The 2430-nt window shown below is 64.0% G+C and carries 1 protein-coding gene; it reads left to right on the top strand.

All coding sequences use genetic code 11. The annotated features are described in order from the left end of the window. Positions 1-485 precede the first annotated feature (485 nt). The gene (locus ACFHYQ_RS06340; RefSeq protein ID WP_394300137.1) at positions 486-1979 is read left to right on the top strand and encodes a trypsin-like serine peptidase; all 1494 of its coding nucleotides are present in this window, start codon (positions 486-488) and stop codon (positions 1977-1979) included. Positions 1980-2430: the final 451 nt, after the last annotated feature.

The following is a 2430-nucleotide window of genomic DNA, read 5'->3' as shown; positions in this document are numbered from 1 at the left end:
CCCTGGGCGATCCCATGAAGTAAGGAAAGGACCCGGCACCCAGCCGGGTCCTTTTCCCTTTTGCGCCCACGTTCTGTCCGCTTCGCGCACGCGTCCTGACCGCCGTAGTGCGTACGGCACGGGCGCTCGTTCGCCCTCCTCGACCGCGTTGTCGGATGCCACCCGCGGTCGTCGGCCGCATCGCCGAGCCGACTTTGACGTGATCGAGAGGCCTTCCGGTTTCCCTCCGGCGATGTGATTTACCTCACAAAGCTTCGGTAACCGTCCAGTCGCACTCGGCAACGAAGATCATTTATGTAGGCTGGCTATCAGCCAAAACGTTGGTAAAGCTCAGGTAAAGCAGAGAGGTGCCCTGGGCCGCCCCAGCCCATGCCCACCCCAAGATGCCCTGACATTCGGTCAAAACCTCCTATAGCTTTCTCATCGATCCTTCACTGACGGATGGGGCGCATGTGTCGCCTCACGACAGACCAAGGGAGAAAGCAATGAAGCGCACCCTCGCTCTCGGCGGTGCCGTGGCCGGCATGCTGGCCACCGCCGCCATCTCGGCCCCCGCGCACGCCGACTCGGTCCCGGCCGTCAACCTGGCGAACACCAACTTCGCGGCCAAGCAGGTCGTGCAGTACTGGATCGGCGAGGCCAAGGCGAACCTGGTCAACGCGACGCCGTACGCCGTGGAGACCACGCTCGACGTCCGTGGCGTCAAGTCCACCTCGCCGGTCTCCGCGAGCGACAAGCCCGGCACCGTCGGGTCGAGCGGCGACCAGAAGGCCGCCACCGCCAAGACGAAGAACATCAACCTGCCCCGGACCCTGGGCAAGGTGTTCTTCACCGGCGCCGACGGCAAGCCGCACTGGTGCTCGGCCACCTCGGTTCAGGGGCAGTACAAGAACCTGGTGGCGACCGCGGGTCACTGCGTCTACGACACCAAGAGCAACAAGGAGACCCTGAACAACTGGATCTTCGTCCCCGGCTACTACCAGGGCAAGACCCCGTGGGGCCTCTACGTCGGTAAGACCGCCTACACCCACAGCGACTACACCGTCTACGAGGACGGCGACCGCGACTACGCGTTCGTGACCGTCTACAACGGTGTCCAGGTCGAGGGCAAGACCGTGGACAAGGTCCGCAACTGGGTCGACAAGCGCGTCTTCAACAGCAAGGCCGAGGCCGAGAAGGCCAAGGCGGACCTGGAGACCAAGGAGACCGGCTGGTCCGGCGAGATCGTGACCGTCCCGGGTCACCAGCTGGCGGGGCCGCGGAGCAGGGAGACCACCGAGGCCACCGCGGTCAGCATCGAGAAGTTCAGCCAGCTGACGGACATCTCGATCGCGGACGCCGGGAAGCTCGCCACGGGTGAGAAGCGGGACCGCAACCTGGGCAAGAACTACGGCGTCAAGGTCGAGCGCGTCTCCAAGCGCCAGTACCCGGGTGACGGAGTCCGCGACGGCGCGTACTACTTCACGAAGGACAACGGCTGGTACAAGGCCACGTACTGGGTGAAGTACACCGTCAGGTACAAGCTGCGCGGCCACATCGTGGACCTGAAGCTGAAGGACGTCGGCAGCCTGGGCTCCAACGTCGGCGGCCAGGGCATCGCCTACAACCAGAAGATCGGCACCGCGGTCTTCATGTTCGGCTACCCGAGCGGTTCGCACCCGGACGGCAACCACGCCTTCACCGGCAAGACCCTCAAGTGGTCGTACGGCAAGACCTTCAAGGCCGCCGCCCCCGCCGTGAAGGCCGAGGAGCTCATGGGCCTGAAGTCCTCCTTCACCGGTGAGGGCTCCCTCGGCTCGGCGTGGCTGTACCGCTACAGCAACGCCAAGCGGCTCGGCTACCTGATGGGTGTTACCAGCGGTGTGTCCGACACCACCGGCAACAACCGCATCGACACCAGCGTTTCGCCGTACTTCGACGGTGAGACCCTGGCCGTCTACAAGGCCGCCGAGAAGAACTGGTCCGGCAAGATCGTCTAACCCCTGGGCGATCCCATGAAGTAAGGAAAGGACCCGGCATCCAGCCGGGTCCTTCTCCGTTGTGCGGGCTGTACGCACCACTTTGTACGTACGGCACGGGTGAGTGGACATCGGACAGCACGGGCCCGGCGGGAGTGGGAGCCCGGCCCCCGCAGGACACCGGCCACGTCTACGGAGGGCGACTTGGACGTGATCGCAAGGTCTTCCGGTTTCCTCCAGATGATGTGATTTACGTCACAAAATACCGTGATTGATCAGACGCGCAGAGTCATCGAGAGCGATCACACCAGTCGATGATCAGCGGAAACGCGGGTAAAGCCCCGGTAAAGCGGGCAGGCGTGCCGGCTGCCACGGCCGGAGCGGAGGGAGCACTCCCCTTACATCCACCTAATTCCTCCTATAGCTTTCTCCTCGTTCCTTCACTGACGGATGGGGCGCAAGTGACGTCCCA

Source organism: Sphaerimonospora cavernae, from assembly GCF_042435035.1.
GTDB lineage: Bacteria > Actinomycetota > Actinomycetes > Streptosporangiales > Streptosporangiaceae > Sphaerimonospora > Sphaerimonospora cavernae.
Note: the sequence above shows the minus strand (reverse complement) of the source record. Positions and strands in the feature narration are given on the sequence as shown.

Bases quoted from the DNA above. Each gene is read 5' to 3' on its own strand.
- ACFHYQ_RS06340 (WP_394300137.1), top strand. From the start codon at position 486: ATGAAGCGCACCCTCGCTCTCGGCGGTGCCGTGGCCGGCATGCTGGCC.